This is a genomic window from Anaerosolibacter carboniphilus (assembly GCF_014205875.1).
In the GTDB taxonomy this organism is placed as follows: Bacteria; Bacillota; Clostridia; order Peptostreptococcales; family Thermotaleaceae; genus Anaerosolibacter; species Anaerosolibacter carboniphilus.
Genome location: NZ_JACHEN010000009.1, coordinates 17,345 through 42,179, shown reverse-complemented (window position 1 = coordinate 42,179; position 24,835 = coordinate 17,345). Strand labels below are relative to the sequence as shown.

Annotated in this window: 18 protein-coding genes; 15 read left to right on the top strand and 3 right to left on the bottom strand. The window is 34.8% G+C overall.

What is annotated here, in order from left to right; translation table 11 throughout:
- Positions 1–91 precede the first annotated feature (91 nt).
- The 10 genes from HNQ80_RS08520 to HNQ80_RS08475 all read left to right on the top strand — a co-directional run bounded on the left by HNQ80_RS08520 (position 92) and on the right by HNQ80_RS08475 (position 12,838).
- Entirely contained in the window at positions 92–2,287 is a 2,196-nt protein-coding gene (locus HNQ80_RS08520) for a PAS domain-containing sensor histidine kinase (RefSeq protein WP_184310157.1), read from the top strand.
- Positions 2,268–3,617 (top strand): sigma-54-dependent transcriptional regulator, encoded by a 1,350-nt coding sequence (locus HNQ80_RS08515; RefSeq protein ID WP_184310155.1) that lies wholly within the window; start codon positions 2,268–2,270, stop codon positions 3,615–3,617. The genes HNQ80_RS08520 and HNQ80_RS08515 overlap by 20 nt, the downstream gene beginning before the upstream one ends.
- A 385-nt stretch (positions 3,618–4,002) precedes the next feature.
- Entirely contained in the window at positions 4,003–5,286 is a 1,284-nt protein-coding gene (locus HNQ80_RS08510) for an ArsB/NhaD family transporter (RefSeq protein WP_184310153.1), read from the top strand.
- Between the two features lie 232 nt (positions 5,287–5,518).
- Complete coding sequence (locus HNQ80_RS08505) at positions 5,519–6,142, top strand: acetate uptake transporter (protein WP_184310151.1); 624 nt, start codon at positions 5,519–5,521, stop codon at positions 6,140–6,142.
- A gap of 204 nt (positions 6,143–6,346) precedes the next feature.
- The gene (locus HNQ80_RS08500; protein ID WP_184310149.1) at positions 6,347–6,787 is read left to right on the top strand and encodes a 4Fe-4S dicluster domain-containing protein; all 441 of its coding nucleotides are present in this window, start codon (positions 6,347–6,349) and stop codon (positions 6,785–6,787) included.
- Positions 6,771–8,555 (top strand): aldehyde ferredoxin oxidoreductase N-terminal domain-containing protein, encoded by a 1,785-nt coding sequence (locus HNQ80_RS08495; RefSeq protein WP_207726926.1) that lies wholly within the window; start codon positions 6,771–6,773, stop codon positions 8,553–8,555. The genes HNQ80_RS08500 and HNQ80_RS08495 overlap by 17 nt, the downstream gene beginning before the upstream one ends.
- Positions 8,556–8,625: 70 nt before the next feature.
- Positions 8,626–8,817: a hypothetical protein gene (locus HNQ80_RS08490; protein ID WP_184310145.1), complete on the top strand. Its 192-nt coding sequence runs from the start codon at positions 8,626–8,628 to the stop codon at positions 8,815–8,817.
- Between the two features lie 217 nt (positions 8,818–9,034).
- Entirely contained in the window at positions 9,035–10,135 is a 1,101-nt protein-coding gene (locus HNQ80_RS08485) for a GIY-YIG nuclease family protein (protein WP_184310143.1), read from the top strand.
- Between the two features lie 19 nt (positions 10,136–10,154).
- The gene (gene pdxR / locus HNQ80_RS08480; RefSeq protein WP_184310141.1) at positions 10,155–11,636 is read left to right on the top strand and encodes a MocR-like pyridoxine biosynthesis transcription factor PdxR; all 1,482 of its coding nucleotides are present in this window, start codon (positions 10,155–10,157) and stop codon (positions 11,634–11,636) included.
- Positions 11,637–11,710: 74 nt separating this feature from the next.
- Positions 11,711–12,838, top strand: a complete 1,128-nt coding sequence (locus tag HNQ80_RS08475) for an alanine dehydrogenase (RefSeq protein WP_184310139.1) — start codon at positions 11,711–11,713, stop codon at positions 12,836–12,838.
- A 40-nt stretch (positions 12,839–12,878) separates the two neighbouring features.
- Here the strand turns inward: HNQ80_RS08475 and HNQ80_RS08470 are convergent, their stop codons facing one another.
- From HNQ80_RS08470 to HNQ80_RS08460, 3 genes are all read right to left on the bottom strand, one after another.
- Positions 12,879–13,286: a bactofilin family protein gene (locus tag HNQ80_RS08470; RefSeq protein WP_184310137.1), complete on the bottom strand. Its 408-nt coding sequence runs from the start codon at positions 13,284–13,286 to the stop codon at positions 12,879–12,881.
- A 14-nt stretch (positions 13,287–13,300) separates the two neighbouring features.
- Positions 13,301–14,239 (bottom strand): M23 family metallopeptidase, encoded by a 939-nt coding sequence (locus HNQ80_RS08465; protein WP_184310135.1) that lies wholly within the window; start codon positions 14,237–14,239, stop codon positions 13,301–13,303.
- A gap of 261 nt (positions 14,240–14,500) precedes the next feature.
- The gene (locus HNQ80_RS08460; protein ID WP_184310133.1) at positions 14,501–15,022 is read right to left on the bottom strand and encodes a TDE2712 family protein; all 522 of its coding nucleotides are present in this window, start codon (positions 15,020–15,022) and stop codon (positions 14,501–14,503) included.
- A gap of 139 nt (positions 15,023–15,161) precedes the next feature.
- On the opposite strand from HNQ80_RS08460, the gene HNQ80_RS08455 reads away from it, so the two are divergent.
- The 5 genes from HNQ80_RS08455 (at position 15,162) to HNQ80_RS08435 (ending at position 24,660) form a co-directional block, all read left to right on the top strand.
- Positions 15,162–15,623: a MarR family winged helix-turn-helix transcriptional regulator gene (locus tag HNQ80_RS08455; RefSeq protein WP_184310131.1), complete on the top strand. Its 462-nt coding sequence runs from the start codon at positions 15,162–15,164 to the stop codon at positions 15,621–15,623.
- Positions 15,624–15,647: 24 nt separating this feature from the next.
- Positions 15,648–21,056 carry a diguanylate cyclase gene (locus HNQ80_RS08450; protein ID WP_184310129.1) on the top strand — a complete coding sequence of 1,803 codons (5,409 nt, stop codon included), beginning with the start codon at positions 15,648–15,650 and terminating at the stop codon, positions 21,054–21,056.
- Between the two features lie 41 nt (positions 21,057–21,097).
- A complete protein-coding gene (locus tag HNQ80_RS08445; protein ID WP_184310127.1) occupies positions 21,098–22,108 on the top strand; it encodes a LacI family DNA-binding transcriptional regulator in 1,011 nt (336 codons plus the stop codon).
- Between the two features lie 113 nt (positions 22,109–22,221).
- A complete protein-coding gene (locus tag HNQ80_RS08440; protein ID WP_184310125.1) occupies positions 22,222–22,467 on the top strand; it encodes a YkuS family protein in 246 nt (81 codons plus the stop codon).
- Positions 22,468–22,740: 273 nt separating this feature from the next.
- Positions 22,741–24,660 carry a YgiQ family radical SAM protein gene (locus HNQ80_RS08435; protein ID WP_184310123.1) on the top strand — a complete coding sequence of 640 codons (1,920 nt, stop codon included), beginning with the start codon at positions 22,741–22,743 and terminating at the stop codon, positions 24,658–24,660.
- Positions 24,661–24,835 lie beyond the last annotated feature (175 nt).

Sequence of the window (24,835 nt, the reverse complement as noted above, 5' to 3'; positions counted from 1 at the left end):
GATTCCCTTTTATATTTATGTCTAAGAGTATGGCAGAGAAAGTCGATTTCGTGTAAAATGGATAGAAAGAAGTCAAATCCTGGAGGCATATATGATCAATACAAAAAGCCTGAGATTCAAGATACCTACATTGATTATTACGTTGGTAATTATCACGATTGCTGGTGCTAGCTATATGTCTTACGAGATTTTTACGCAAGATATTAAGCAGCAAATTATTCAAAAAAACTCAGTAATTACGGAAATGATTTCGGATCAGATTAGTCAATATCTCATTGCAGCGCAAGACACAGTGGAGTATGTTGCAAAATATGCTTCCTATAATGATATGCCATCCATTATTAGAAGCATAGACAGGATTTACGGTAGTTACAAGTGGATGGATCTTATGTTTTATATGACAATGGATGGGAGGATAACTTACAGTAATCCCTACAATGATATCATTCATCAAAGAAATTATTTGGAAAGAGAATATTATCAGCATATCGTTAAGCATAAGGAAACATATATCAGCAAAGTCTTTATTAGCAGTATCTTAAATCAGCCCCATATCATTATCGTATCGCCAATCATCGATAGCAAAACGGGAGAGATGAAAGGAATTATAGGGGGTGGCGTACCATTAAATAGTTTAAAGCAAATTGTTGAGAAAACTCAGCAATCATTCGATGGAAGAATATATGTTATCGATATGGATGGTACCACTCTGGTTAGTCCCAACGAAAGCGATATCGCTAATCCTGTGGTACTTAACAGGCGTGTAAAAATAGCCGGCCATGAGCAGGAACTCTCTGATATCATGGAACGATATACAAAAGGTGTAGGGGAATATAAGAGTGATCTAGATACGGTGTACGTATCCTTTAGCAAAATTTCAAACTATAAGGGCTTGGTAATCGTCGAACAAAATGAGCAGTACATATTGGGCCAATTGGGAGAAATTAAATCAAGGTTTTTTTCTGGCATTATATTTGTGCTGATTTCAGTTTTAGTCTTAAGCATGTATTTTGCTCATACGATCACAAGTCCTATCGAAAACTTGGTCAATTTTGTAAGAAGGCTTAGCAGTGATATTGATAGTGGAACAAGTGCGGTAGAGATTACTGCATCGGATGAGTTAGGAGAATTGGAAAGGGCTTTTCATCATATGGGTAGAGAACTCAGTCTAAAAATGGAAGCGTTAAAAAACCTTCATAAAAGGGAATATGATATTAAAAAATATCTAAATAGTATTCTTAAAAGTGCGGCTAGTGGGATCATTGTTATTGATTATTACAATAAAATATCTATTTTCAATACAGCTGCTGAAGAGATCACAGGCTATAGAAGCCAATACTTTATCAATAAACCATTAGAATTTTTATCTAGCCATATTGGACTTCCTCTGGAGATTTTTAAGAATTATATAAATGGTGAAGAAAATACGGTAACGGAAAGGGAATGTTTGATTAAAAATAGCGATGGGTTGACAATACCATTAAGTATTTCCCTATCTCCTGTTTATGATGATGAAGGTCAAGTGATCAGCACTGTATGTTTGATTAAAGACCTGACAAAGATTAAAGTATTGGAGGAGCATTTAAGACGAGAGGATCGCTTAAAAACAATTGGAGAAATGTCTTCATCGATTATCCATGAGATCGGAAATCCACTGGCAGGCATGTCAAATCTCTTAGAGGTACTCAAAGGTCACATAGAGGATGAAAATCTCAGAGATGAATTATTGGCAGCATTAAGTGAGGAAGTGAATATGCTCAACAACCTAGTGATTAACTTTTTAGATTTTACAAGAACCCATAAAAGCGTGCATATAACTACCAATATCCTAGGTGTAATTAATAGTGCTTTAAATATATTAAATTCAGAAATTATGAATAAAAATGTGAATATTATCAAGAAATATTCTTCATCTGTACCTTTGGTAAAGATAGACCCAGCAACAGTGCGACAGGCATTTGTCAATCTTCTAAAGAATAGTATCCAAGCAGTAGATGAAAATGGAAAGATAACCATTGAGGTAAAAACGATGGAAGAAGATTATAAAAGGATACTTTGTATCTCCATATTGGACAACGGTGAGGGCATATCGGAGGAAAAAATAGAACAGATTTTTAATCCGTTCTATACAACAAAGCAAGATGGCACAGGTTTAGGTCTATCAATTGTGCATAAGATCATCAGAGATAATAATGGAACAATCTCTGTGAAAAGCGAAGCTGGAAGTAGTACAGAATTTATCATTTGCTTTGAGGGGGAAATTATTGATGAAGCTACTAATTATTGATGATGAAAAGAGCATACGTTTATCATTGCAAGTAGGATTAGCAAAAACAGGTGTTAAAATATTTACTGCTGCATCCGGAGAAGAAGGGCTAGATATTTTTCGTAATGTAAATCCTGACATTGCAGTGATCGATATCAAACTGCCTGGAATTGATGGTATTGAGGTTTTAAGGAGAATTCGAAAGGAAAATGATAGTTGCATCGTGATTATGATTACCTATATTAGCGAGGTAAGATTGGCTGTAGAAGCGATGAAACTAGGCGCCAATGATTATTTTACAAAACCTTTTAATATTGAGGAAATCAAAGATACTATTGAAAGTAACCTTAAATATTTAAAGATGAAAAGGGAATTGATCCAAAATCAAGATGAAGATTTCACAGAAATAATTGGTGTAAGTGATCAAATCAATGAGGTTAAAAAAATCGTTAACAAGGTAAGCAATCTACCATACAATACTTATATTCTAGTTCAAGGCGAGAGTGGAACGGGAAAAGAAATTGTGGCAAAGGCAATCCACTATAATGGCATAAGAAAAAGTCAACCCTATGTGGCCTTAAACTGTGCTGCCATTCCTCAAAACTTACAGGAGAGTGAATTGTTTGGCTATGAAAAAGGTGCTTTTACTGAAGCAAAAACATCGAAAAAAGGGCTGATTGAAGAATCTCATGGGGGGACCTTGTTTTTAGATGAGATTGGAGATATGGATATACTGTTGCAAGCAAAGCTTTTAAGAGTTTTACAAGAGAAAAAATTTAGACGATTAGGCGGCGTAAAAGAAATTGAATTTGATGCCAACATCATTGCTGCTACCAATAAAAATCTTTTAGCTGAAGTGAAAAATGGATCCTTTAGAGAAGATTTATATTATCGATTAAATGTGGTACCAATCTTTACAACGCCTCTACGGCAAAGGGTCGAAGATATCCCACCCCTTATCGATTCATTTATTCGACTGTACAGCACCCAATTGAAGAAAAATATTATGGGTATGGCTGATGAAGCCATGGAAATTTGTAAGGCTCATGCGTGGAAAGGCAATGTAAGAGAATTGAAGAATGTGATTGAAAGAATCATTATTTTCCAAGAGAATGAATGGATTGGTATTGATGATTTGCCTCACAACATAGTAAGTGATAGTAATATGATCAATGATAAAAACGTCACGAATATAGGTAATAATAATCTAAATTTAGAAACTGTGGAGATGGAAACAATTAGTCGTGTTTTGAAACAGAACAACTGGAATATTTCAAGAACTGCACAAGAATTAGGAATATCTCGATTGACTTTAAGACGTAAAATTGAAAAATACAGTATTGCGAAATAAACAACTGGTAACTTTTGATACATAGTGGTAACAATATTACCTATAAAATGAATGTGAAAAAAATCACATTGCAAAATTAATAAAATGACGAAAAATTAACAATTGCAATGGATACACAAGAACCACAAGAAATATTTGCATACAATTATAAATGTAGACTTAAAAAAGCGGTAACTATGTTACCGCTTTTTTAAAATTTTTGAAATATTTCTGATTAAAAAAGGTAACGTTTTCAACGGTTTTGATGAGTTCAATTTTGGCATGGTATTTGCTTAATTATAGAATTGAAATGATCATTATCAGGAGGTGATATGAGAAAACGTTGTACAGTCAAGCAATTGGTATTTTAAATTATGATGTTAAATGAAAAAGGAGGGCAACAAACATGAATATGGGACTTATATCTTTATTGGTTTTAGTAGTTGCAATATTTGTTGGTTTCAAAAGAAATGTTAATACTGGTCTTGTGAGTATTGCATTTGCATTTTTATTGGGTTTCTTTGTAATGACAAATATTTCAAAAGACCCGGCAGTAGCGAAAATGGTAGCAATGTCTTCAGCAGAGGCAAAAGGTACAGCATTGATTGCTGGTTGGAATACTTCATTATTCTTCATCCTTGTAGGGATGACTTTCTTGTTTGCAATCGCAAAGGTAAACGGTACCCTTGAACTTCTTGCAAGAAAAGCTGCTTATATGGCGGGCGGAAACAGAAAATTAATTCCAATTCTATTCTTTATTTTTTCAACAATTTTAGCTGCAATCGGACCTGGTAATATCGCGGTTTGCGCATTAGTATTACCAATCGCAATGGCGGTGGCACGTGAGGAAAAAATCAATTCATTATTAATGGCTGGTATGGTAATCGCAGGGTCTAACGCTGGAGGACTCTCACCAATTGCTCCTACTGGAATTATTGGGGTTCAATTAGCTGAAAAAATTGGTTTTCAAACAGGTCAGCATGTATTTATGAATATGATCATTGCGCAGGTTATTATAGCAGCTGTAATGTATGTTGTTTTAGGTGGATTTAAGCTCAAGGCAGATGTTGGTGTTACAAAAGAAAAGCCAGCTGCATTCAACGGCGTACAGATTCAAACGCTTGTTGTTATCGCATTGGTAGTAGCAGCAATTATCGTATTAAATTTAAACATCGGTATGATCGCATTCTTAGGTGGGGCTACACTGTTACTATTAGGTGCTGCCGACGAGAAGAAAACAATCGCATCCATGCCTTGGAGTACATTGTTACTTGTTTGTGGAGTTGGCGTATTGGTAAATGTTGTTGACAAAGCAGGTGGTATCACATATCTTACAGATACATTATCTGCATTCATGGGTACAAAAACAGCAGCTCCAATCTTAACAATCGTAGGTGGATTAATGTCTGCTGTGTCTTCCGCATCTGGAGTTGTAATGCCAACACTTATTCCAACTGTGCCTGGTCTAGTAGAAACGATGGGCGGTGCTGTGAAGGGCGAAACATTGATTTCTGCAATCATACTTGGTGCACACTTTGTAACGAATTCTCCATTATCAACATTGGGTGCTTTAGCAATGGCTTCCGCTGATGAATCAGAAACAGATAAATTGTTTGGTCAGTTATTGATCTTAGGATTTGGTGGAATCTTATTTGGTGCATTGTTAGTATTTATTGGTATTGTAAGATAATAAAAGTTAATAGAAAGAGGCCTATAGGTCTTTTTCTATTCTATTTGCATAAGCTATCAAGAGCGATAAAATTCAATATGTATAAATAAAGAAGCTGTTCTAAAAATGAACAGTTTTTTTAATGAAAAAGCTGGAGGATCAGGTAAATAGAGGGATTTCAAAAAAAATAATTGACGAATAAAAAGAAATCTGTTATTTTAATAAGGCATGTATAAATGACAGGAGGTTTTTTATGAATATCAACGAAACACAAAATGTAAAAATCACAAATGCAGACCCTTCAGCACTAGGTTTATTTGGACTTGCCATGGTAACCTTGGTTGCATCTTCGCAAAAACTAGGATGGACAGAAGGCCTATCATTTGCTATTCCTTGGGCTATCTTTTTAGGGGGATTTGCGCAACTATTTGCTTGCATTGAAGATTCAAAAAGACATAATTTATTTGGAACAACTGCTTTTGGAGCCTATGGATTATTTTGGATTGCGGTTGCTGCTTCTTGGTTAACAAAATTAGGTTTTTTTGGTGAGGCCATGGCAGCCAATGCTGATGGCAAACAATTAGGTTTTGCATTTTTAGGATATCTTATTTTTTCTCTTTTTATGACAATTGCAGCTACAGAAACAAACAGGGTGTTATTTAGTATTCTTGCACTAATAGATGTATTATTTTTAGCTTTAAGCATGAATGCTTTTGGAATTATGCCAGAGTTTTCTCATGAGTTAGGGGCTTGGACAGAGCTAATTATCTCAATTCTAGGTTTTTATGGTTCAGCAGCAGCCATGTTAAATGGACAATTCGGTAGAGTATTTTTACCAGTAGGGAAACCGATGGGAATATTTAAGAAGAATATTTAGGAGATATTAAAGCTACTACAAAAGTGGCATTATAGTAAGAGACTTTTAGAGGTGTGATAACAGCACCTCTTTTTATTTTACAAAATATCAAAAGTGCAGATGTTCTTAAATAGAGCTTACTAATTCTGGAAGACTCCTGCTGGAGAATAAGAAGAATACAGTTCGGAAACAATGGAAATATGCAAAATAGTATGGGGTGTGATCATGAAAAAGAATAGACAAAAGATACTAAAAGCGATAGATATGAGTAAATGCATTGGATGCAGTTCATGTATGCTGGCTTGTGCCAGGAATGTACATGGAGACTATTCTCCCATTAAGAGTGCCATTCGTATTCAAAGCAGTGGGGGTTTTCAAGGAAGATTTGTAGCAAATATTTGTAGAGGATGCATACATCCAGCTTGCGCTGCAGCATGTCGTACAGGAGCCTTGATGCAACGAGATGGTGGAGGGGTTCAGCTTGTTCAGGAAAAATGCATAGGATGCAAAAAATGTATTTCCGCCTGCATTGTTCAGGGAATAGCATTTGATGATCAGAAGCATATCCCAATTGTATGTTTGCAATGTGGACAGTGTACAAAATCTTGCCCCCATAGCGTATTAAGTATGGAGGTGAATGATGCTTTCTATGAAAGATCATATTAGCGTTCTACAAATAGATTTGAGCACGCAGCAAATTATAATTGAGAAAAGAAAAGACCTGACAGTATTTTTAGGTGGTGTGGGAACAGGAATCAAATTATTAGAAGAAAATATGATCCCTGAAATGGATCCATACCATGAAAGACAGCCCATTATTTTTTCTATAGGACCATTGGAAACTATTTATCCAGCAGTGACAAAGGTAGCAGCACTATTTAGATCACCATTGACAGGAGAACTGGGCGAGAGTTATGCAGGAATGAGACTTGGTATGGCAATGCGATTTGCTGGATATGATGCTATTGTTATTTCAGGTAAGGCAAAAAATCCTACATACTTATATATTAGCAATAATAAAATTGAATTTAAAAATGCTGAATCATTATGGGGGATTGATACGGAGGAAACTGGAAGGTTGATTCGTGATATAGAACTTGGCACAGGATTAAGGTCTATCGTACGAATCGGTTTGGCCGGTGAAAGAAAAATACCATTTGCTGCTGTGAATGTTGATACATATCGGCACTTTGGGCGTTTAGGATTAGGCGCTATATTTGGCAGTAAAAGGTTAAAAGGAATTGTTATTCATGGAAATGGAAATGAGACGATTCAAAATAAAAAAGAATTCAAGAGAATGTATGATGAAATTTATTCGAAGGTTGTAGAAACAGATCATATGGAAAAATACCACGGAATAGGTACATCTATAAATATTAAACCACTAAACAACATGAATTCATTACCGACGAGAAATCTTCAGCAGAGCAACTTTGAGTATGCAAATGAGATAAGTGGAGAATCATTTGCAAAGGAAATGCTCTTTAGAAAGATGGCCTGCTCAGGTTGTCCTATTGGCTGCATTCATGTGGCGGTTCAAAGGAAAAAGTTTGGAGATCCGATGGAATATTCATGGTCTGGCATTTCATATGATCATGAATTGATATTTGCTGTGGGCTCTTTCTTAGGTATTGGGAATAAAGATGATATATTATCTTTAATTGAAATCATAGAGTTGCTTGGGCTAGATTGTATGAGTACAGGAGTGCTTCTTGGCTGGATTACAGAAGCATATCAAAGAGGTTTGATTACAAATGAACAAATTGGTAGACCTATCGCGTTTGGAGATGTAGAAGGCTATCAACATATTATTAAAAATATAGTTTATGGAAGCAACGATTTCTATAAGACGATTTCAAGAGGAACCAATTATGCGTCAGAGGTGTATGGAGGTAAAGAATTTGCTGCAGTTTTAGGTAAACACGAAATGGCTGGATATCATACTGGTTATGGGAATCTTCTCGGAATGACCATAGGAGCAAGGCATTCTCACTTGGACAACGGGGGATATTCTTTAGATCAAACAACGAAAGAACTAGACAAAAACAAACTGATTGATGATCTTATTCGTGAGGAAATTGAAAGAAATATTCAAAATTGTCTTGTGATATGTTTGTTTTCCCGTAAAATATATGATTTGAAAACCGTTGTAGATGCGCTAAAGGCGATCGGGATAGAATACAATACAGAGCAGCTTATGGACTTAGGTAAAGAGATATATAAGATGAAAGTGCGGATAAAGAAAAAAATGGGATATGATTATGACACAATAACATTTCCAAAGCGATTCTTCGAAACGGAAACGCTTCATGGAAAGCTGAATGAGGATATAGCCAAAGAATTGCTCAGTATGTATATTCAAAAAATGGATGAGATTTGCGGAGAGAATATTGACTTGTTTTCAAAAAAAGAAACTGAAAAAAAGCTCATCTAATATATTTATAATAATTGCGCATAATAATTATTGCCAAGATAAAATTGAGAATAACAGGAGGTGTAGTTTTATGGAAATGAATACCCGTGATACAGTTATGAAAAAACTATTGGATACCCAAGAAAGCGTAAGGGACTATGAGATGTTCTCTAAGCAAGTGAGTGATGAGGAAGTAGCGGGATTATTTAAAAGATTTGCAGAAGAATGCGGAATGCAGGCAAGAAAACTGCAAGCATTGATGGATAAATATGATAAGCATTAAATAGTGCGGAGTTTCCGCACTTTTTAATTTTTAGACTACGTATGGGAAATAAATATTAAAAAGAATCCATTATGTGCGGAAATGAAACTTCTTATGGATGGCATAATGAACGACAATTTTGTATAATGGGTATATCACAGATAGAAAGGTAGTTAAAAAACCAATGTATTTTTCATATTTAAAAACAGATACATCAAAGATAGAGATGGAATTTCTTATGAATCATTATGTACAATCTGTGCGCATTGAAAAGAAGGAACTTATGCTTAATATACCTGAGCTGCCAGGCGTCTATCTTATGAAAAATGCGGAAGAAGAAATAATTTATATTGGTAAATCCAAGAATATAAGAAAAAGGGTACAATCGTATTTTACACAATCAAAACAGCATAGCAAAAAAGTAATGAAGATGGTTGTCCAAGTCAAAAAAATTGATTATATTGTTACGGGAACAGAGCTAGAAGCTTTGTTACTAGAGTCTAAGCTTATAAAAGAAAAACTACCATTATATAACAAACAGCTTAGAAATTATAAGTCTTATGGATATATTAAAATAACTCAAAGTGAAGAATACCCTAGACTAGTACCTGAACAACATTTGAAAGATGATGGAGAAGTCTACTATGGACCTTACAGTAATAGTCAAGAACTTGAATTCATCATTGATGCTTTACGAGAATCCTTTGGACTAAGACGGTGTCATGAAAATTCTGGTACTTTAAAATCATGTATATATCATCAAATCGGAGATTGTTTATCTCCGTGTGTGGACTTAGGCTGTAAAAAAAGATATGATGAGGCAGTTCGTCATATCCGATTATTTTTAGAGGGACAGAGTAAAGCGCCCATAGAGCTTTTGGAGAATAAAAGGGACACTTGCTGCGAGAACCTTAGATTTGAAAAAGCAAAAGAGCTTCAGTCGAAAATTGATTGTCTAAAAAAGTTTTATAATTATTGTACGAATTATATGTATGATATTGAAAAGAGGAATATTATATTGTTTCTTCCATCAGTATCTGAAAATTCAATTACGATCTTACTTATATTGCGGGGACGGGTATGGAATACGTATCATTATGAAATAGATGAATTAAAAGAGAAAGATATACCAATCATTGCAGAAGATATTCATTCAGGATTCATAAAAACAGATCATTGGGTCTCTAAAAAAGATGTGGATGAAATAATGATCATTGGAAGATGGCTAAGAGAAAATCAAGATTATCCATATAGCATTATCTTAGAGCAAGGTCTTAAATATTTTGATCGAGATTTTTCTAATGTTTTAGCAATGTTGCGAAGGAAAATAATTCTCTAGCGGAATAAGGAGGGGTAAAATGGATCCTTTTCAAATGATTCATATTGATAAAGCAGCTACTGAACATATGTACATCCAGATATATAAGTCTATTGCAGACCTTATTAGACAGGGGCAAATAAAATCGAATGTAAAGTTACCCCCGATTCGTAGTCTGGCAGAACAGTTAGGAGTGAATAATGTCACCATTGTAAAAGCTTATGATGAGCTAGAAAAAGAAGGGTATGTGCATAAAAAAATTGGAAGTGGAACGTATGTGAAGCCTATGGATCATCACGGAGGAGCGCGTGAGCCCTTTGAAGATGTGGGTAGAGGTTTAGAACAGATGGATCGTGGACAAATTCATATTCATAGTGATATGATCAGTTTCTCCAGCGCAACTCCTACTCCAGATTTATTTCCAGTAGAGGATTTTAAAAATCTGCTTATAGAAATATTAGATAGAGACGCTGGAAGCGTATTTGGGTATCAAGAGAGCCAAGGTTATTACCCATTAAGGGAATCCTTGGTTAGTTATCTCCAACAATATGGTATCTGCACAAGTGTAAACCATGTCCAGATCATTACAGGAGCACAACAAGGTATTGATGTAATTTCAAAAGCCTTTGTGGAATATGGAGATGCAGTAATTGTTGAATACCCTACCTATACTGGGGCAATAGCGACATTCAAATCAAGGGGAGCAAAAATCATCGAGATACCTATTCTTCCTGATGGGATGGACATGGACAAGCTAGAGGAAAAAATTCAAGAGTATAAACCAAAGCTCATTTACACGATGCCTAATTTTCAAAATCCAACAGGCTACTCCTATAACTCTCAGAAAAAAAAACAATTGCTTGAACTTGCATATAAATATAATGTATTGATTGTTGAGGATGATTACTTAAGTGACTTGAACTTTAATGGCTATGATGCAGCCACCCTTAAAAGTATGGATATGCAAGATGTCACCATCTATATAAAAAGTTTCTCAAAAGTTTTCATGCCAGGACTAAGATTAGGTTTTCTTGTCATTCCTTCAAAGCTTCATCCTCAGATTTTAGCCGCAAAACATGCTTCAGATATTTCAACCTCTGGTCTGAATCAACGGGCTTTTGATCTTTATTTAAGAAAAGGCATTTGGAAACATCATATCCAATTTATGCAAAGGATTTATGAAGAAAGGTTTGAAATCATGGTGCGTTGTTTGAATGAATATATAATTCCTTTAGGGGTGTGCTGTTCTATGCCCCAGGGAGGATTAAATTTTTGGCTCTGCCTACCAGAGGGCTTCTCATCAAATGAATTATATAGAAAATGTGAGGAGAATAATTTACTGATTCTGCCAGGATCTATTTTCTCATCTAATCAGAAAGAAAGTCCTTGCTTTCGACTAAGTATTGCTGCAGTTTATCCAGATCAAATTAAGCTCGGGATAAAAAAATTATCAGAAATTTTGGAGCGAATGATAGGTAAAAAGGAATCATCCAATATTCATCCATATTTTCCAATATTATAGGTATTCATGGTATATTCAAGGCTTTAGACTAATAAAAATATACCACTATGAATGAATAAGGAGGGACTGAAGAGATGAAGATTGGTATACCTAAAGAAATGGCGAACAGTGAGTATAGGGTAGGTATGACCCATCTAGGTGTCAGGAAGCTGGTAGAGGCAGGACACGAGGCATTTGTTTGCAGTGGAGCTGGAATATATAGTGGTATAAATGATCAACAATATAGGGATGCTGGTGCAGTCATCCTTGAGAGTTCAGCGGAAGTCTATGTAAATAGTGATTTGATAGTTAAAGTAAAGCCACCTATAAATGAAGAATTTGAATGGATAAGGAAAGAGCAGATTATATTTTCATACATCTTACCAGAAAGAAACAGAGATTTGTGTCATCATTTTATTCAGAAAGAAATTACAGCCTTTGGCTATGAAGCTGTAGAGGATCAGCGAGGAGATAAGCCACTTTTAGCGCCGATGAGTGAAATTGCTGGAAGGATGGCTATAATGGTAGCAAGTAATTTCTTACAAACAACCTTTGGAGGAAAAGGGTTAATGGTTGGATGCATGTCAGGTATTGCACCAGTAGAGGTAGTTATTCTTGGTGCTGGTATTGCAGCTCAAGGAGCCGCCTTTGTAGCAGCAGGCTTAGGGTGTAATGTAACTGTTTTGAATCGTGGTATAAATCGTCTCAAAGTCCTAGAGCAGAGGCTAGGTAGAAGAGCAGTCTATTTGACACTTTCCAATGAAAATCTAACGAAATTCATTGGAATCGCAGATATTTTGATTAATACCATTGATCAAATGGGTGAAAAAGATGCACACTTGATCTCCAGAGAAATGTTAAGGGATATGAAAAAGGGCAGTGTGATCGTTGATGTTGCCTGTGATAAGCAAGGAACGATAGAAACTTCAAAACCAACTACGCATGAAGTCCCTGTTTATGTGATAGACGATATTATCCATTGTGCAATTCCTAACTTGCCTGGAGCAGTACCTCAAACAGCCACTTTAGCGTTGGCTGAAGCCACTCTTCCATATATTTTGAAGCTTGCAAATCAAGGATACAAAAAGAGTGTACTCAACGACATGGGGCTAAGAAAGGGGCTTTGCTTCTACGAAGGACGACTACTCCATATGAGAGCATCAGAGAATTTTGGGTTAGACTATAATACATTTGAAAGCTGTTCTCTTCAAAGGAAAGAATAAGTAATAGTGTCTCTTGATATAAAGAAAGCTAATGCTGCGATTAGGCATTAGCTTTCTTTATATCTAATTTCTTTACTTTTTCATCATGTTGAGAGGCGTCTTTCATAGAACATTTCCCTTCAAAAATGGCCTTTTCTTCCACAACAAAGCTTGCTACATGGATATCACCAAACAAATTTCCTGTAGATGTAATTTTCAATTGTCCAAGGGCTGTTACATTACCCTCAATGGTGCCTGAGTTATAAATATCTTTGGCTGTAATATTGCCTAACACCTTACCTTCTTCACCAATAAATACATTTCCTTTTGCAAAAATGTCACCTTGAAAGTGTCCATCTATACGTATGGTTCCATCTGCAGTAAGTTTGCCTTCAAAGTTTGAATTGGTTCCGATTAATGTGTCAAATCTCTCAATTTGCGAAACAGAGGAATCGCTCTTTTTAAACATACTCCCAATCTCCTTTACTTTCGAATTAAAACATTCTCTGGATTAATTTGCACACCCTTAGAATGAATCTCAAAATGTAGGTGTGGACCCGTACTCTTACCAGTACTGCCCATTTTTGCGATCACATCTCCTTTTTTAACCTTTTGACCTGTTTCAACCAAATTTTCATTATTATGGGCATAAACACTACGATATCCATTACCGTGTGAAATGATAATTGTTTTCCCGTATCCTGCATTCCAGCCGGAAAAAGTTACAATCCCTGTGCCGGCAGCATAGATAGGTGTTCCTTTGTCGTTGGCAATATCAATACCTTGATGAAATTGACGTTTACCTGTGAATGGAGAAGTTCGGTAACCAAACTTAGAAGTGATTTTACCTTCGGTAGGCATTAAGTCGGGACGAGATTCTAAGATCTTAAGTTGATCACCTACATCAGCAATTAAATCAGACAAATTTTCGATTTTGCCATCCATTTCTGTAGCCAAAACCTCTAAATTGTAATCCGTATCTTCAAGAATCGATTCATCAGCATCAGTACTGATGGTACTTCTGTCAAATGAGCGAGAAGTTGGCTTCGATGCAGGCGCATTTACAGGTGTTCTTAAGCCTACCATGGAACGAACTTTTTCTTCCAATTCGCTGATGGTATTAAGCTTTTCATTTATAGCACTTGTTCGATTCCTAAGTTCGTTAATTTCCTGTTTCTGTTGACTACTAAGGCGTTGTAATTGACTTGCATTGTTTAGGCTAGTATGTAGAGCATAGTTTGTATTCGCCAGAGAAATGATCAATAGCACTAATGAAATGCAAAGCGTAGTAGTAATTCCAAGAATAGCATATAACAAGACTTTATTGAATTTAAACTGGCGTGTTCCCTTACCTGAATGGGGAATGACGACAAAAGTAAAGTACTCTTTACTAAGTTTTTTTAATTTTAGCATGAAGTCCATGGATCAAATACCTCCAAAAGATAATCATATATTCTATTCTACACTCATAGTTAAAATCCTTTTACAATTGGAAAAGTTATTCTATTGAATAAAAAAATCACTGACAAATTATTTTAGCAGGAAAAGTTGCTGAATATACAGAATTATATGTTCAATATAAAATTGCATCAAAAGTAAGATAAAAATATAAGTCCTCTATCTATTGATAAGCTACTGGATAAAATTGCAGTTGATATTAAAAAAAAGTAAGCCTAAGCTTACTTATCGGTTGGAAAGTGCTTCTTTTATGATTTCTGGTATGGTCAGGTCATCTGCCTTCAACTCGCCGTCTATAAGGTGAAATTTAAAGAAATTTAGGATGATCTTATTGTCCTGGCATTGAACTGTATCGAAGGGGGAAGGAACTACAATGATTTCAAGTGAATTGATATCGTTGGTAGAATTCAAATCTCCGATGAAATGTAGAATATCATTGATTCGAATCCCTTTAAAGGCAGTAATCTTTTCATCTAGGCTATCTATATATTCTAAGATCATAAGATTTCTGCTATAAAATCTATTTTCAACTTTATTACCTGAAAAAGGTTCTTTGTTGGATAAAGCACTTAAGCATCGTCGCACGGATTCCTGTGTAAACTCATCGTTGTATGTATTTTGAAATGGTTCAAGTATAGCAATATCTAGAATAAATTTCTCTGATAGCTTTTCTTTCGATGCGATGGATGACCAGAAAAAGTTCATGGTCTCAATGGCATTCAAGTTTAATGTACAATGGTTGATCATATATTTACCTCCTAGCAAAATAGTAATATAATGTTAATAATAAAAAATAATAGGTAAAACTCATGATGGATCTTTATTTATTATACCACAACATATTCAATTATACAGTTTATTTAAAAATTAGCTGAGGGAGGTACTAATGGGCACAGATAAGTTTCCACAAAATATCGTAGAAATTGAGCGATTACTTAGGTGGGTTTGCACATCTATTAAGAGAAAAGGCAGAGAGATATTATCCGATTTCGAAATTACGCCACCACAGTTTGATGCTTTGGTGCAATTAATTAAGAATGGAGATTTAACGATAGGTGAGTTGAGTAATAGGATGTTTTTAGCCTGTAGTACAATAACTGACTTAATAGATCGAATGGAGAAAAATGGCTTAGTAGAACGAGTTAGAGATATGAAAGATCGCAGAGTAGTCAGAATAAGAGTATTGGATAAAGGCAATAGATTAATGGATGAAGTATTGGATGCAAGGAGAATGTATCTAGGTAATGTACTTGCAGATGTAACGGAAGAACATAAGAATGAGTTGATATCAGCTCTTAAACTAATTCATGAAAGAACAGAAGAAGAGTGTGATTGGGAAAAAGAATAATCAGGCCAGTGAGGGTGTGGGGGAATGGAGTTAATTAATGGAAGATATAAAATTCTGAATCATATAGATAAGGACGCATATTCTGATTCCTATGTTGCTTTAGATTTATATAATGAGAATCATAAGGTCGTGATAAAGCTGTTTAGCCCAGAGTTTTCGAAAAGCAATTTGATTCAGCACTATATTGATGAGTTTATTGTATTCACTTCTTTTTCACATGATCATATTCTTCAGAATAAATCATTTGATATTGTTCAATCTATAGATAATCGACCTGCAAGGATATCCCAGTTCTTTTATACGAGGGAATATATCAGACATGCGCCGATAAGATATACTGAATTATCGCAAAAGGAGTGCCTGGATGTCTTTATGAAGATATGTAGTGCCATTCATTACTTGCATTTTAGAGGTGTATATTATAAATTTCTAAATTTCGATAATATCATGATATATAGAGAAGAAAAACAAGTGCGAGTTAAGATAAAGGATCTTGCATTTTTGAAGCAGATTGAATTCGAAAAAGGAAAAATAGCTGAGGATCATCAACAGTTTATAGCACCGGAAATTCAACTTGGATTTGAAAGCGATGCTAGAGGAGATATCTATTCATTAGGAATAGTTCTTTTTTATATTTATTATGGTGTTTCTTTTAAAAATAATGAATTTAAGGTTCAATTTGAACAATCCAAAAACAATAGGAATGAAGCCATTGATAGTATCATTAAGCGAATGGTAACCCATGATATGGATGAGCGAATTAAGAGTATTGGACAATTAATTCGTGATGTCAAGGGTACATTAAAAGAACAGGGATACACTTTTCAGATGAAAGAAGAATATGAAAGGTTGAACTTTAATACAAAATTAGTTAATCGAGAGAATGAAATGAAAGTCATATTGAAAGCTCTTGAGGATTTAAAAGCGAAGCGCGAAACGAAGGTATTGTTGATCAAGGGAGAGGCTGGGATAGGTAAGAGTCGGCTTATTAAGGAGAGCTTATATCGTTTTCGAATGTCCAGCGTGTTAAGTTTTTTTGCTTCCTATGATGAACCTAGTATGATCCAATATAGGTCCATCAAGGAAATATTAAAGCAAGTACTCAAAAATGCAGATTATGATCTTATAAAGAAATATGGTTCAGAACTGGTGAAACTTTTGCCTAGTTTAGGTAATACTTGGGAGATTAAGCCTTCACCAGTACTTTCAGAAGAAAAGGAACACCTTCGGCTACATGATCGAATATTACATTTCCTTTGTGATTGCCTGGCGCAACAGCCTGCTGTTTTTATTATTGAGAATATTCATTATGCTGATAAAAGTACCCTGGAATTTATTCGATTTTTGTTGAAGAGTGGAAGTAACCTTCCCGCTTTGTTGATATTAACCTATAGAGCAAATGGACATAAGGAAATTTTACAATATTTGAATGAAGCATATAAACAAAATAATATTCAACAAATACAAATGAGTAAATTCAACTTAGAAGAAACTGCAGCTTTAATTCAGAATGTACTAGGAATGCCTTGGAAACCTTTGAAACTTGCCACAAGAATTATTAAACTTACTGATGGAAATCCAAGATATATAGAAGAAATTATTAAGAATTTATATATTGAAGGGACTCTCGCCATAAATGAAGATAGTAAATGGATGATTAAAGGGGATGGAATTGGAATCGATAATGTGCAGCTTCCCGCCAATATTGACGAGGCACTTAATAATCAAATCAGGTCTTTGGATAGGTCTTCATTAGCGCTATTAAAAGTAGTGTCCATATTTAATACACCCGTTTCACTTGACGTCATTGGCAACATGTGTGACTTTGATATGGATGATTTAGAGAATATGTTATATCATTTAGGAAAAATGAAAATTTTAGATGAGAAATTAGAAGATTGGGGTTATTCCTATGATTATGACAATCGGCGGCTAAAGCATAATATCTACCAGAAAATGGATTGCGAAGAAAAGCAATTGTTGCATCAAAAAGCTGCTATGACATTAGAAATTGCCTATATAAATGAAGGTAGGGAAAACAAAGACGAACTCGTTTATCAATTAACAAAGTGTGGTAGTTTTCATAAAGCTATTGATTATTGCTTGGAGTCTGCAGGAAAGATGTTTTCGTTAAATCTTTACATGCAATCATTAGAATTTATTGAAAAGGTAATGGAGCTTTTTACTAGATGCAAGGAAGATGCAAGGAAAATTGAGGCTTTGTTGATGATGGGTGAAATCTATTTCAATATTGGAGAGACGGATCAATCCCTTGCATGCAATAAAGAAGCTATTAGAATTGCAGAGGATTTTGATTTAAAGGCAAAAATGATAGATGGAAAGAATAGACTGTCAAATATATATTTGATAAAGAAGAATTTTTCTACAGCCAAAGAGATTATTAGTGAAACATTGAGCCTCGCTGGTAGAATTGATTACGAAGAGGGTTATCTTGAAGCTGGATATTTATTAAGCCAATTATACATTGAACGAGAGGATATATCCAGTACCGAGGAAGTTGTCAATGAGTTTTTAAAGAAAAGTATGAGCTATGGAAATCAACGTTATATTGGACTCTTTCTCAATCAAAAGGGAAGGGTTTTTAGTTATTTGGGTCAATATGATGATGCGATGTTGACATTCATCAAAAGCATAGAGTATTTAGAAGGATCAAAGCATTTTACAGATACAATTAAGCCAATCAACAATATGGGTGTTTTACTCATAGAATCAGTTCAAAATACATCCTTAGCAAGGAAATATTATGAAAGAGCATTAAAATTATCTGAAAGACATAACTTGATCGCTGGAACATCTACATACTATCTGAATATCGGAGAAACCTATTTAGTAGAAGATCAGTATCAACTAGCTATAGAATATTTTACAAAGGCCATTCAAATTGATGAAATGACAGGAGAAAGATCGAATATATCGTGGGCTTACATGTACCTTTGTAGAATATATATGAATCTCAGCGAATATATAAAGGCTTATAACTACCTTCAGAAGCTTGAAGCTGAGATTGTGAATGATGTAGAAACAAGTAGGATCGCTTCTTTATACCATTTGTTGAAAGCAAATTATTATATGCATGTTGGTCTTGCTGATATTTGCAGAGAGTGCATCCAACATATTGAGCATACAAGGATTAGCCTAGATATTACCAGTAGATTTGAACTTGAAGGATTGAAGATTTTTTTGCATATAAGAAATCCAGAGAGTGCAACAGGCCAGGAGATCCTCGAATTAGTAGAAAAATATAGTATGTATGGCTTTCGTAAGGAAAAAAGAATACTATTGTTAGAAGCAGCGCTCTTTTTTGTAGAGCATAGAAACCTACATGCTGCTGCAGTTCTTCTCTCCTATGATGAACCATTAATTCAAGAATTTGACAGCCATGTATTGCAATATAAAAGAGCGTTCATTAACACTTTCTTTATGGAGAATAAGACTGCGTCCTTTGAAGATATGTTAAAAGAAATAAGTGAATACAGCTTGCTGGAATTTGAATGGAAGATTCTAAGAAATCTAGGAGACATTTATTTTACCAATGAGGATTATTATAAAGCAATAAACTCTTATATCGCTTCCCTGGACATATTAAGAAGATTAACAAGTAAGGTACCTAGAGATTTCCAGCTTCCCTATATTAATCATGATCGGAATAAAAGGTCATTGAAGCATAAGATAGAGATTCTAAAGCAACTTATCATGATGGATACCAGGATGGATGACAAAAGTTTGACTCACGAAGATATTAATAGTATAAATGAACTAGAGGACTTCTTTGATTTTTCACATTTACAGTCATTGTTTCATAATCAGAAGTTTTTAACTTCTGCTCTGAAGGAATATGCAAACCTATTACCCTCTAAGATTAACAACTTAAGAGATGTGATTAGCCTTTTGTCTTCAGATCATAAAGAAAATGTAGATTTCATTTTAAAATATTGTGTGCAAGTAACTTTGGCTACCCGTGGTTTCATTATGCTTACAGATGAATTAGGGTCTATAACAGAAATCATCAAACTCCATCATTATCAAAAGCTCCCTTCTTTAGAGTTTATTATTGAAAGAGTGAATCAAAGACAGGATGGTATTCTAATTAAGAGAACTTTTGGTCTTGGTCAGGATGATGAATATGGATATTTACCTGACGATGCGAAATCGATTATTTGTATTCCCATCAAAACTAGGCATAAAGAGAAAAACACCTTACTTCAGGAGAAAAGAAAAAACTGGAAGATTGCTGAAAAAGAGCAAACGCGCGGATATCTTTATCTGGATACGGATAAAGTATTTAATAATTTTGATTTGAGTGCATACAAAACCTGTTATTCTCTATGTAGCCTTCTATATGTGCTGTTGGACAATTATCATTTGAAAATTGCAGCTTCTATTGATCGTCTTACCAATGTATTTATTAGAAAATATATTGAAAAAATATTCAACAGTGAATTGATAAAAGCCGAAATAGATAATAGTAAGTTTGCTGTGATTATGTGTGATATTGACAGGTTCAAACTTGTGAATGATAGCTATGGGCATCGAAAGGGTGATGAAGTTCTTCACCGTGTAGCAGAAATTATAAAAAGTAACTTACGAGAAAGTGACATTGTGGGTAGATATGGAGGAGAAGAATTTATTGTACTTCTTCCAAATACAAATCATGAGGATGCACTGGCTGTTAGTGAAAAGCTTAGAAAAGCAGTTGAAGACGCTGTATTGCTAGGTAATGAACAAACCGTTACCATGAGTTTTGGCGTATCAATGTATCCAGAACATGGTAATACACAAGACGAATTAATTGAAAAAGCTGATCAGGCTTTGTATAAAGCTAAGGATGCAGGGCGAAATAGATCCGTTATTTGGAATCTACATATTGGGAATGATAAAAAGAGACTAGATAAACTTGCTGGTATTATTTCTGGTAACACTACCCAGGATCATCGAAATGTTCAGGCTATTGTTGAAATTATAGAGTTGCTTAAAGAAAAAAAGCCAATGAAGGAAAAAAATTTTGAGATATTGGGCCGTTTGATAGAAATCATGGAAGCAAAGCAGGGTATTCTTCTAAGTCTTGATAAAGGACAAGTGGCAGAGACTTATTGTAGAGAAAGATATAAAGAATACTGGGTTAATGATGTCAAGATCAACGAAAATACGATAGGTAATGTTTTAACAAAAAAGGTAGGCGATTATTTTATTGATTGGGAAAGCATTCATGAGGTAGATCCTTTTACTGGCACACCAGATTGGCAATCACTCATCGTATTACCCATTATTTATCAAAATGAAGTTCAGGGCATATTACAGCTAAGCGTACCAATTCGAGAGAAAGAATTTGATTTTAATAATTTTAATTTTGTAAGTTCCATTAGCGGTGTCATTGGTGCGGTATTGCATGGAAAAAATAATGAAGCAGTTTAAGTCAAATAATTTAAATTTTAATATAGTTGAGGTGATATACAATGAGTGTAACGATTAAAGATGTTGCTCAGCGAGCAGGCGTTTCGATTTCAACAGTTTCTAGAGTAATTAACAATTCTAAACCAGTTAGCAATGAAATAAGGCAGCGTGTATTACAAATCATTGAGGAAACGGGTTATACGCCCAATCCGGTGGCTAGAAGTTTAGTCATGAAGAAAAGTCAGTTGATTGGTGTAATCGTACCAGATATATCAAATTTTTTCATTGGAGAAATTTTAAATGGTATTGAGGAAATCGGTAAAATGTATACCTATGATATTCTCCTTTGTAATACTTATGGTGATTTAGAGCAAGAGTTAAGATACCTAAAACTTCTTAAAGGAAAGCAAGTTGAAGGAATTGTGCTGATGACTTGGGATCTTCAAGATAAACTAATCGATTATCTTACAGACTGTGAGGTGCCTGTTGTACTTATTAATCGAAACACAAGCAGATTAGATGTTCCATCGGTTTCTATTGATAATTTTCAGGCTTCCTATGATATGACTACTTATCTCATACAAAATGGTCATAAGGAAATTGCATTAATTCGTAATAGTCTAGACAGTAATACTTTTTGCATGGATCAGTACAATGGATACAAAAAGGCATTGGAGGAAAATGGTATAGAAATCAATGAAAACTTAGTGCAGTTTGGGAATTTCAAATTAGATAAGGCATATGAGATTGTAAAAGAGTGGATCCATTCAGATAAGTTACCCACAGCCATTTTTGCAACTAGTGATACGATGGCGATAGGTGCAATTAACTGTCTTCTGGATCATGGTTTTCAGGTGCCAAATGATGTGTCTGTAACAGGATTTCATGATACAAAAATGGCTTCATTTTATAGGCCTACTCTTACAACGATTAGGCAGCCACTATATGATATGGGAGCAGTAGCCATAAGGATGATTATTAAAATAATAAACAAAATGGAGGTAAATGAAAAAGTAGTGATATTACCTCATGAATTGGTTGAAAGGAAAAGTAGTGGCCCAGCTTATCTATAGAAAAGATTGTGATTTTTAGAATGTGGAAGTTTAATGTCTATATATCGTATAAATTCCTTCTTCTGTACAAATAATAGAGATGTAAAGGTGTACATTAGGAGGTGCTTTGTAAAATGAAAAGAGTAGCAGTTGAAAAATCTTTGGGGAATGTCAGAAACTATTTACGAGATCAAGGATTTACAGTTACAGACTTAGAACCAAATAACAAAAACTTTCAAAACTGCGATGCAATCGTAGTTTCAGGTCAAGATAGCAACTTCCTTGGTATGGAGGATGCTGTAACAAAAGCTCCAGTTATCAATGCTGAAGGTATGACAGTTGAGGATATATATAAACAATTAAAGACAAGACTGAGCTAAAAAAACCTCCATTGGAGGTTTTTTTATAGTACAAGAAAATATATTTTCTTGTACTATGAAAAAGAAGGGGTGCAGGGGAAGAATTCTCATGCCGCAGTAAGAGGGGTGCTCAGGCTGCTTTGCAGCCGTCGAAGGGGAACTAGGTTCCCCTAGCGAGGCATATGAAATATGCCTTTTTATAGTACAAGAAAATATAGATAAGAATAAGCTTTGTAAGGCATGCAAATATTTGATACAATAAGTCTATTGAAATTACGAGAGTGAGTGAATAACATGAACAGACAAGCCTTTTTACCGATAGATAAAGAAGATATGAATATAAGGGGATGGACGCAGCTTGACTTTATCATAGTTTCTGGCGATGCCTATGTTGACCATCCTAGTTTTGGCACTGCAGTAATTGCTAGGGTTTTGGAGGATGCGGGCTACAAAGTAGGGATTATCCCACAACCAGATTGGCGTAGCGTAAAAGATTTTAAAAAACTAGGAAAGCCACGATTAGCCTTTCTTATTGCATCAGGAAATATTGATTCAATGGTGAATCATTATACTGTAAGCAAGAGAAGGAGAGATAAGGACTATTATTCACCTGGTGGAAAGATGGGATTGAGACCTGATCGTGCAACTATCGTTTATTGCAACATGGTGAAACAAGCATATAAGGGAGTTCCAATTATAATTGGTGGCATAGAAGCTAGTTTAAGAAGATTTGCCCACTATGATTACTGGAACGATAAAGTACGTCGGTCCATACTATTTGATAGTGAAGCAGATTTATTGGTTTTTGGAATGGGAGAACGACAAATTATTGAAATCGCAGATAATCTCAACAATGGTTTTGATATAAAATATATGCATCACATTCCAGGAACATCCTATAAGGCAGACACATTGGAAAATATTTATGATTACATTGAAATTCCATCCTTTGAAGAAGTATCTGAAAATAAAGTTGCTTATGCAAGGGCTTTTAAAGTGCAATATGAAGAACAAGATCCTTTTCGTGGAAAAGTGATGATACAGAAGCATGGCGAACAATATATTGTTCAAAATTCTCCAGCCATGCCTTTATCAAGGGTGGAGTTGGATCGAATCTATAATTTACCCTATGCTCGAGATTATCATCCGATCTACGAAAAAGAAGGCGGGATACCCGCTATAGAAGAAGTAAAATATAGTATTATTAGTTCCAGAGGATGCTTTGGAAGTTGTTCATTTTGTGCATTAACCTTTCATCAAGGCAGAACGATCCAAAGTCGAAGCCATGAATCTATCATTGATGAGGCAAAAAAAATAGTAGAGGATAAAGATTTCAAAGGTTACATACACGATGTGGGAGGACCAACGGCTAATTTTAGACAGATAGCTTGTGAAAAGCAACTAAAAGAAGGAACCTGCAAAAACAAACAGTGTCTGTTTCCTAATCCATGTAAGAATCTTAATGTGGATCATGAAGAATATATTCAACTGCTGCGCAAGTTGAGAAAACTTGAAGGGATCAAAAAAGTATTTGTTCGATCTGGACTTAGATATGATTATATTGTGGCAGACAAAAACGATAATTTTTTAAAAGAGTTATGCGAACATCATGTCAGTGGGCAACTTAAAGTAGCACCAGAGCATATATCTTCTAAGGTATTGGACTTAATGGGAAAACCTCGAAGAGATGTTTATGAAAAATTTGTAAGCAAGTACTATAAGCTCAATGAAAAGCTTGGTAAGAATCAATATCTGGTACCATATCTTATGTCTAGCCATCCTGGTAGTGACCTCCATGCGGCCATAGAAATGGCAGAGTATTTAAGAGATATAAAATATAATCCTGAACAAGTGCAGGATTTTTATCCTACCCCTGGTACTTTGTCAACATGTATGTATTATACGGGTCTGGACCCTAGGAATATGAAACCAGTCTACGTTCCTAAAGACCGCATGGAGAAGGCTATGCAGAGAGCGTTGCTTCAATATAGAAATCCTAAAAACTATAATTTGGTAAGGGATGCGTTGCTGCTAGCAGGACGAGAGGATTTAATAGGATATGGACCAAAAGCCTTGATCAAACCCAAGGATGGTGAGCGAAGCAAGGAATACAAAAAGAAAAAGAACAATATGCGTGAAACAAAGGGTAATAGACTGGAAAGGAAAGATAACAAAAAAGCTCCATCAAGAAAGCATACTAAAAAGAGAAAATAGAAATAAAGAAGGATGATATCCTTCTTTATTTCTATTTAAGGAAATATAGATAGTTCAATACTTTATCCAAGTAAATTTATAAACTACTAAAATATTTTGAAGGCTTAAAATTTTTTTGTAAAACAAGAAGGGAAAATTTAAAATAAAAAGAATATTAAATGTATAATATAAACAT

Bases quoted from the DNA above. Each gene is read 5' to 3' on its own strand.
- HNQ80_RS08460 (WP_184310133.1), bottom strand. From the start codon at position 15,022: ATGATCAACCATTGTACATTAAACTTGAATGCCATTGAGACCATGAAC.
- HNQ80_RS08490 (WP_184310145.1), top strand. From the start codon at position 8,626: ATGGAAATGAATACCCGTGATACAGTTATGAAAAAACTATTGGATACC.
- HNQ80_RS08470 (WP_184310137.1), bottom strand. From the start codon at position 13,286: ATGTTTAAAAAGAGCGATTCCTCTGTTTCGCAAATTGAGAGATTTGAC.
- HNQ80_RS08465 (WP_184310135.1), bottom strand. From the start codon at position 14,239: ATGGACTTCATGCTAAAATTAAAAAAACTTAGTAAAGAGTACTTTACT.
- HNQ80_RS08475 (WP_184310139.1), top strand. From the start codon at position 11,711: ATGAAGATTGGTATACCTAAAGAAATGGCGAACAGTGAGTATAGGGTA.
- HNQ80_RS08440 (WP_184310125.1), top strand. From the start codon at position 22,222: ATGAAAAGAGTAGCAGTTGAAAAATCTTTGGGGAATGTCAGAAACTAT.
- HNQ80_RS08495 (WP_207726926.1), top strand. From the start codon at position 6,771: ATGAAAGATCATATTAGCGTTCTACAAATAGATTTGAGCACGCAGCAA.
- HNQ80_RS08515 (WP_184310155.1), top strand. From the start codon at position 2,268: ATGAAGCTACTAATTATTGATGATGAAAAGAGCATACGTTTATCATTG.
- HNQ80_RS08500 (WP_184310149.1), top strand. From the start codon at position 6,347: ATGAAAAAGAATAGACAAAAGATACTAAAAGCGATAGATATGAGTAAA.
- HNQ80_RS08520 (WP_184310157.1), top strand. From the start codon at position 92: ATGATCAATACAAAAAGCCTGAGATTCAAGATACCTACATTGATTATT.
- HNQ80_RS08485 (WP_184310143.1), top strand. From the start codon at position 9,035: ATGAATCATTATGTACAATCTGTGCGCATTGAAAAGAAGGAACTTATG.
- HNQ80_RS08510 (WP_184310153.1), top strand. From the start codon at position 4,003: ATGAATATGGGACTTATATCTTTATTGGTTTTAGTAGTTGCAATATTT.
- HNQ80_RS08450 (WP_184310129.1), top strand. From the start codon at position 15,648: ATGGAGTTAATTAATGGAAGATATAAAATTCTGAATCATATAGATAAG.
- HNQ80_RS08445 (WP_184310127.1), top strand. From the start codon at position 21,098: ATGAGTGTAACGATTAAAGATGTTGCTCAGCGAGCAGGCGTTTCGATT.
- HNQ80_RS08455 (WP_184310131.1), top strand. From the start codon at position 15,162: ATGGGCACAGATAAGTTTCCACAAAATATCGTAGAAATTGAGCGATTA.
- pdxR (WP_184310141.1), top strand. From the start codon at position 10,155: ATGGATCCTTTTCAAATGATTCATATTGATAAAGCAGCTACTGAACAT.
- HNQ80_RS08505 (WP_184310151.1), top strand. From the start codon at position 5,519: ATGAATATCAACGAAACACAAAATGTAAAAATCACAAATGCAGACCCT.
- HNQ80_RS08435 (WP_184310123.1), top strand. From the start codon at position 22,741: ATGAACAGACAAGCCTTTTTACCGATAGATAAAGAAGATATGAATATA.